Below are 6,856 nucleotides of genomic sequence, written 5' to 3' on the forward strand. Positions count from 1 at the left end.
CGCCTTATCTGCACGCTGCTACGTGAAATCCGAGTCCGGAAGTCTCTGCCAAAAGTAAAGATTTCAATCTCGGACGCGTACTTTTCTGATGCGCAAACCATGGCTGACTTTTTCAACAGAATCGGCCATTTCCGGTCAGTCGTGACAGACTAAACTTGCCAGCGTGCCTCGCACGACTCCAGAACTTTTCCCTCGGCGTATCGGGTTCACCTTCTATCCTTCTCAATGCCGCATCTGTCGTATGTCATGTCGCCGATAATTGAGTACCTGCGACAGAATCACGCGACATCGTAAAGCCGTTACCATCATGCCCGAATGAGTCGTCGCATAACTCAGGAATTACGCGACGATATAATTGAAATTCCGCATTAAATTTCTGCCTCGTCGCCTTACTCAGCGCTCGGGTTGGTATTTTTCAAAATACTGTCCTGCTAACTTTTGCGCCGCTGCGAGTTGGGATTGGGATAGTTTATTAGCGGTCAAATCTCGAAGCTCAGTGGCGCTGGAAAATCCGTTTGCAACAGCGACAGATGCACACCTGGCGTGTTCACTGTCGAACGCTAGGGGAAATGGGCGTGAGCGATGTGCGAAACACTGATGCAGACGCCGGTGCCGGCGCATGTCATCGATAAAGGCATACGGAGAGCCAGTTGGCCCACGTCATGGTGGCCAAGTTTGCCGACCATCTGCCGCTCTATCGGCAAGAAAAAATCTTTAGCCGTGCCGGACTGCCCATTGCTCGCTCGACACTGCCGCAATCGGTTGCGCCCGCTGCAAGAAGGGTTAGGCCAATCAGCAAGCGCTTTATAGGTCAATCCCGTACAAGGCACGATAACAAGCTGCGTCATACTTCTTGGCCAATTTCTCATAGGCGCCGGTATGGGTGGGCAAGAGTTTCAAGCCCGCTTCATAGAAGCTTTCCCGAACATAGGTGCCAATGCTGTTGGTGCTTGCCTCCCACGCCATGTCATAACGAATTTTCTTGAGCTGGACGTTTTTGGGGTCAAGCAATTCCTTGGCTTGTTCCAACTCAACGGAACGGATGGCGACACATTGCGCAACGTCATCTTGATCAACCGGGAAATCAGCCGCGTTGGTGGCCGTGGCAAGGAGGGTAAGGGCAATCAGGGTGAGGAGTTTCATGGGGTGACTCCGGGTTGCTACTTAATGTTGGCGCATATGAACGCGAAGCACCGCGAGTATGCTCGACGCGGACTGTAGTCGCCTGAAATGATCGCTAACTTAAAATGGGATCCGTAGCGAATCCGCTGAATTTCCTCGCAGGAGGCATACCCTCAGTACCGTCCATACGTTACGCGCATCTTGTTTCTCTCCTTAGGACTAAAGTCATGCGGCCCGGCATTGCGCAGGCCGGACCGGCGGATAGCGGAGCTTGCCGCGCAGATCAAAAGGGGGAGTTTATAGATGGGGGTGCTGCCAACCTTTCATTTGGCGACAGCGCTTTATCACTTCATGACAATCCATGACCTTTCATCTTGAAATACGCATAGCGTTGATTGAGTCAGTTTTTACAGACAATCTAACGTAGCGCCAACGGTTAGGCGCTGGAAGCCTTCCTGAGCATGCAAGCGTGGCTTAACACCCCCCACCGCACAGTTTTTACAGATGGCTATGCACAGCACAACACCCCCCGCCGTGTTTTGCTTGCACCCCCGGGGGTGTTTTTTCAGCAGTATGGGGGGTAGCACCAGCACCACGGCCAAGGCTGAAGAAATCAATCAATGGCTAGTGATCTGACAGAGGCAAGAGCGCCACGCGAAGGTTTTGTGTGGGGTTGTGAGTGGGGTTGTGTTGTGTATATTTTTATAAATATATTTAAAACAATAGCTTGTAGCGATAAAAGCCCCGACTGGTTCGGGGATTTTTTTTGCCTGATCGTTCCCACGCTCTGCGTGGGAATGCAGCCGGGGACGCTCCGCGTCCCAGAAGCGGATGCAGAGCGTCCATTGATTCATTCCCACGCAGAGCGTGGGAACGATCATCGCGGTCTACCGATCAGCCAAAGCGATAAATGTCCATGCCCAGCGCACCCATGGTGAAACCCTGGTGGGTAATGCTGAACTCCCCCCCAGCCCCGCGAGCAAAGTACAACGGCAACAAATGCTCATCACTCGGGTGATTACGCACGGCATTCGGCGCTCGTTGACGATAATCGTGCAGCGCTGCTTCGTCGTTGGCCGCGAGTTTCTCGATCATCCAGTCGCGGAAGGATTTGGCCCATGGCTCGACGCTTTCCGGGCCCGCGTGCCAGTCCAGTTCGCGCAGGTTGTGCGTGATGCTGCCAGAACCGATCAGCAGCACACCGTGTTCACGCAGGCTAGCCAAGGCATGGCCGACACGGGTTTGCAGGGCAGGGCCGCCACGGGTGGGCAGCGAGACTTGCACCACGGGGATATCGGCTTGCGGATACATCAATTTCAAAGGCACCCACACACCGTGGTCGAACGGGCGTTTGGCATCGATGCGTGCCGGCAGATCGGCGGCTTTCAGTAACTCGACAACATCCGCCGCCAATTGGGGATCACCGGGTGCCGGGTATTGAACGTCGAACAGCGCCTGTGGAAAGCCGCCGAAGTCGTGCCAGGTTTCCGGTCGGGGATTGCCGCTGACCAACAGTTCATTACTTTCCCAGTGGGCGGATACAATCAAGATGGCTTTTGGGGTCGCAATTTGGGCGGCCAATCGAGCGAGAGCCGGCCCGCTGGCGCCGGGTTGCAGTGCCAGCATGGGAGAGCCATGGGATATGTATAGGCTAGGGAACATGAATGAGCTCCTGAGAGTAAGATGGCACCATCTTCAGTCAGATCATTGATCTAAATCTAATATAAGTTTTAGGGTCTTTTGATCGAATTTTTGGGATTAATTATGCAGCCGGAGTTTTGGCACAAACGATGGGCGTCGAATCAGATCGGCTTTCATCTGCCGGAGGTGAATCCTCATCTGCAGCGTTTTTGGCCACAATTGGGCCTGGAAGACGGCGCGCGCGTACTGGTGCCGCTGTGTGGAAAGAGTCTGGATTTGTTGTGGCTTGCACGCGAAGGCCATGAGGTATTGGGCGTTGAGCTCTCGGAAAAGGCCATTGAGGATTTCTTCAATGAGCATCAGCTGGATCCTGATGTCAGTGAGCAAGGGCCTTTCAAGGTTTACCGCGCAGGTTCTATCGAGTTGTGGTGTGGTGATTTCTTCGAGTTGACGGCCGGCGATGTCGCCGACTGCAGTGCTCTGTACGACCGAGCCGCGTTGATTGCCTTGCCACCGAAAATGCGTGAGCAGTACGCCGCGCACCTGAACCGGATTTTGCCGAAGGAATCGCTGGGGTTGATGATTACCCTGGACTACGACCAGACGCAGATGGACGGCCCGCCGTTTGCTGTGCTGGATGATGAAGTAAAGCGGTTGTTCGGTGGATCGTGGGCGCTGAAGATCCTGGAAGATCAGGATATTTTGAGTGCCAGCGGGAAATTCCTGGAGGCGGGTGTTACCCGGCTTGAAGAGCGGGTGTATCGGGTTTCCAGCCGCTGAATTGTGTTAGCAGTACCGGCCCCATCGCGAGCAGGCTCGCTCCCACACTAATTCTGTGTTGATCGCAGATCTCTGTAGGAGCTGGCTTGCCAGCGAAGGCGGCCTCGCGACGTGCGGCGCCAATGAAGACGCCTTCGCCGGCAAGCCGGCTCCTACGGATTTATGTGTAAATAAAAAAAGGCCCGCATCACTGCGGGCCTTCTATTTATTGCTGAACAATCAGCGCTGAAGTCGAGCCAGCGCGTTGATACGCTCTTCCAGCGGCGGGTGGCTCATGAACATCCGGGCGAACCCTTGCTTGATGCCACCGTTGATACCAAAGGCGTTCAGGGTGTCCGGCATGTGCACCGGCAGGCCCTGTTCGGCGCGCAGGCGTTGCAGTGCGCCGATCATCGCGGCAGTACCGGCCAGACGTGCACCGGCTTCGTCGGCACGGAATTCACGCTTGCGCGAGAACCACATGACGATGGAGCTGGCCAGAATGCCCAGGACCAGTTCGGCGAAGATGGTTGCTACATAGTAGGCAATACCCTGGCCTTCTTCGTTCTTGAAGATCACTTTGTCGACAAAGTTGCCGATGATCCGGGCGAAGAACATCACGAAGGTGTTCACCACGCCCTGAATCAACGCCAGGGTGACCATGTCGCCATTGGCTACGTGGCCGATTTCGTGGGCCAGGACGGCTTTCACTTCATCCGGCGAGAAACGCTCCAGCAAGCCCTGGCTGACCGCGACCAGTGCGTCGTTCTTGTTCCAGCCCGTAGCGAACGCGTTCGCCTCGTAGGCCGGGAAGATCCCGACTTCAGGCATCTTGATCCCGGCTTCCCGGGACAATTGCTCGACGGTTTGCAGCAGCCATTGCTCGTGACGGGTACGCGGCTGGGTGATGATCTGGGTGCTGGTGCTCATCTTCGCCATCCACTTGGAGATGAACAGCGAGAAAAGCGAACCGGCAAAACCAAAGACCGCACAGAAAATCAGCAGCTGATTGAGGTTCAGATCAACCCCGTTGGCCGCCATGAACCCGTTGAAGCCGAAAAGGCTCAGGGTGATGCTGGCAATCAGCACGACCGCCAGGTTAGTGGCCAAAAACAGCAGGATGCGCATCATGGTTGTAGAAATCTCCTTTTGCTAAAGATATAGCGTACTGCGGGGTATATAAGGTGCTGCAACGGGCTATACAACCGGGTGACTATTTCAAACTGTTTCCTACGGCAACAGTGTAGTCGCTTGCAGGGCATTTCCGACGCGGGCATGGGAAGTGTTTGACAGGCACAGCCCTAGGCAAGCCCCCGTGGTTGTTAGACGCGATGACCCAACAAGTGATCAGGCATTGCAGGAAACAAGGATGTACGGCCGGACGCAAAGATTTGTTTCTGAATTAATCGCCGTGCGACTTTTTCAAAAAGTCGCAMGGTGAGATACCCCTTACTGGCGGTAGGACTTGAGGAAGTTGCCGATCCGGCCAACGGCCATCTCCAGATCATCCACGCGCGGCAGGGTCACCACGCGGAAGTGGTCCGGCCAAGGCCAGTTGAAGGCTGTGCCCTGAACCACCAGCAGCTTCTCGGAGAGCAGCAGGTCGAGCACGAACTTTTCATCATTGTGGATCGGGCAGACTTTCGGGTCGATTCGCGGGAATGCATACAATGCGCCCATCGGCTTGACGCAGCTCACGCCCGGAATGTCGTTGAGCAGTTCCCAGGTGCGATTGCGCTGTTCCAGCAAGCGGCCCTGGGGCAGTACCAGGTCGTTGATGCTCTGGTAGCCGCCCAACGCGGTCTGGATCGCGTGCTGACTCGGCACGTTGGCACACAGGCGCATGTTGGCCAGCATGTCGATGCCTTCGATGTAGCTCTGTGCGTGATGTTTCGGGCCGGAGATGGCGATCCAGCCGGAACGGAAGCCCGCCACGCGATAGGACTTGGACAGACCGTTGAAGGTCAGGCACAGCAGGTCCGGGGCAAGGGATGCGGTGCAAATGTGCACGGCGTCGTCGTACAGGATCTTGTCGTAGATCTCGTCAGAGAACACCACCAGGTTGTGCTGACGGGCCAGTTCCAGCATGCCCAGCAACACTTCCTTCGAATACACCGCGCCGGTCGGGTTGTTCGGGTTGATGATCACCAGTGCCTTGGTGTTCGGGGTGATCTTGGCCTTGATGTCGGCCAGGTCCGGCCACCAGTTGGCTTGCTCGTCGCACAGGTAATGCACGGGGTTGCCGCCCGACAGGCTGACCGCGGCCGTCCATAGCGGATAGTCCGGGGCTGGCACCAGCACTTCGTCGCCGTTGTTGAGCAGGGCCTGCATCGACATCACGATCAGCTCGGAAACGCCGTTACCCAGGTAGATGTCTTCGATGCCGACGCCTTCAACCTGCTTCTGTTGGTAGTACTGCATCACGGCCTTGCGCGCGCTGAACAGGCCTTTGGAATCGCTATAGCCCTGGGCGGTCGGCAAGTTGCGGATCACGTCCTGGAGGATTTCGTCCGGCGCTTCGAAACCAAAAGGCGCCGGGTTGCCGATGTTCAGCTTGAGGATGCGATGGCCTTCCTCTTCCAGGCGTTTGGCGTGCTTGAGCACTGGGCCGCGAATGTCGTAGCAGACGTTGGCGAGCTTGTTCGATTTGCTGACCTGCATGGCGATGTGTTCCCGAAAATGAACGATCCAGGCGGCGTATGAACTACCGTACTGGGAATCCTGCGTATTCACACAGGCCTGACGCCTTGAGATGCAGCACCCATAAATCCGTTTGAATGCGCGTGGTCTGGCTGCCAGACTGGCGTTTGACGAGGCGCAATCATACGTGCCGCCTGATCCGTGGAAAAGGTACAGATCGGGCTTTTTCAGCTGCTGAGGTGTGAAGATGGAAAAGTTGGAAAAAACCCTGGAAGAATGGAAGGCGATGCTCGACCCGGAGCAGTACAACGTGTGCCGCCTCAAAGGCACCGAGCGACCGTTTTCCGGTAAATACAACGCCACCAAGACTGAAGGTGTTTACCACTGCTTCTGCTGCAAGGAGCCGCTGTTCGATTCGACCACCAAGTTTGACTCCGGCTGCGGCTGGCCGAGCTTCTACGCACCGATCGGCGACAGCGCGATGGTCGAGATCCGTGACGTCAGCCACGGCATGATCCGCACTGAAGTGGTCTGCGCCAAATGTGATGCACACCTTGGGCACGTGTTCCCGGATGGCCCACCCCCCACCGGTCTGCGTTATTGCATCAACTCCGTGTGTCTGGACCTGGTGCCGCGCGAATAATGTGAACCCTGCAGGAACCCGGCTTGCCGGCGATGGCGATCTCAAGTACGC

At 56.1% G+C, this 6,856-nt stretch carries 6 protein-coding genes and 1 pseudogene; 3 read left to right on the top strand and 4 right to left on the bottom strand.

Annotated elements, in window-relative coordinates; translation table 11 throughout:
• Nucleotides 1–492: 492 nt before the first annotated feature.
• A pseudogene (locus AC1DSG_RS25230) lies at nucleotides 493–800 on the top strand (IS66 family transposase); the annotation flags it as partial.
• Nucleotides 801–804: 4 nt separating this feature from the next.
• On the opposite strand, the gene AC1DSG_RS25235 reads toward AC1DSG_RS25230, so the two are convergent.
• Together AC1DSG_RS25235 and AC1DSG_RS25240 are read right to left on the bottom strand one after the other, a co-directional pair.
• Nucleotides 805–1,143: a hypothetical protein gene (locus AC1DSG_RS25235; RefSeq protein ID WP_477793324.1), complete on the bottom strand. Its 339-nt coding sequence runs from the start codon at nucleotides 1,141–1,143 to the stop codon at nucleotides 805–807.
• Nucleotides 1,144–2,016: 873 nt separating this feature from the next.
• A complete protein-coding gene (locus AC1DSG_RS25240) occupies nucleotides 2,017–2,784 on the bottom strand; it encodes a DODA-type extradiol aromatic ring-opening family dioxygenase (protein ID WP_477793325.1) in 768 nt (255 codons plus the stop codon).
• Nucleotides 2,785–2,886: 102 nt separating this feature from the next.
• Here AC1DSG_RS25240 and AC1DSG_RS25245 point away from each other — a divergent pair, with 102 nt between their 5' ends.
• On the top strand, nucleotides 2,887–3,543 hold the full coding sequence (locus AC1DSG_RS25245; protein ID WP_477793327.1) for a thiopurine S-methyltransferase: 657 nt from the start codon (nucleotides 2,887–2,889) through the stop codon (nucleotides 3,541–3,543).
• A gap of 219 nt (nucleotides 3,544–3,762) precedes the next feature.
• On the opposite strand, the gene htpX is transcribed toward AC1DSG_RS25245, so the two are convergent.
• Together htpX and AC1DSG_RS25255 are read right to left on the bottom strand one after the other, a co-directional pair.
• Nucleotides 3,763–4,653 (bottom strand): protease HtpX, encoded by an 891-nt coding sequence (gene htpX / locus AC1DSG_RS25250; protein ID WP_150782000.1) that lies wholly within the window; start codon nucleotides 4,651–4,653, stop codon nucleotides 3,763–3,765.
• A gap of 318 nt (nucleotides 4,654–4,971) precedes the next feature.
• Nucleotides 4,972–6,183: a pyridoxal phosphate-dependent aminotransferase gene (locus AC1DSG_RS25255; protein ID WP_007943708.1), complete on the bottom strand. Its 1,212-nt coding sequence runs from the start codon at nucleotides 6,181–6,183 to the stop codon at nucleotides 4,972–4,974.
• A gap of 226 nt (nucleotides 6,184–6,409) precedes the next feature.
• Here AC1DSG_RS25255 and msrB point away from each other — a divergent pair, with 226 nt between their 5' ends.
• On the top strand, nucleotides 6,410–6,805 hold the full coding sequence (gene msrB, locus AC1DSG_RS25260) for a peptide-methionine (R)-S-oxide reductase MsrB (protein WP_477793326.1): 396 nt from the start codon (nucleotides 6,410–6,412) through the stop codon (nucleotides 6,803–6,805).
• Nucleotides 6,806–6,856 lie beyond the last annotated feature (51 nt).

This window comes from Pseudomonas sp. P5_A12 (genome assembly GCF_056400685.1).

What these genes read in the sequence shown, in the direction of transcription:
- msrB (WP_477793326.1), top strand. Translation starts at nt 6,410, where the DNA reads ATGGAAAAGTTGGAAAAAACCCTGGAAGAATGGAAGGCGATGCTCGAC.
- AC1DSG_RS25245 (WP_477793327.1), top strand. Translation starts at nt 2,887, where the DNA reads ATGCAGCCGGAGTTTTGGCACAAACGATGGGCGTCGAATCAGATCGGC.
- AC1DSG_RS25235 (WP_477793324.1), bottom strand. Translation starts at nt 1,143, where the DNA reads ATGAAACTCCTCACCCTGATTGCCCTTACCCTCCTTGCCACGGCCACC.
- AC1DSG_RS25240 (WP_477793325.1), bottom strand. Translation starts at nt 2,784, where the DNA reads ATGTTCCCTAGCCTATACATATCCCATGGCTCTCCCATGCTGGCACTG.
- AC1DSG_RS25255 (WP_007943708.1), bottom strand. Translation starts at nt 6,183, where the DNA reads ATGCAGGTCAGCAAATCGAACAAGCTCGCCAACGTCTGCTACGACATT.
- htpX (WP_150782000.1), bottom strand. Translation starts at nt 4,653, where the DNA reads ATGATGCGCATCCTGCTGTTTTTGGCCACTAACCTGGCGGTCGTGCTG.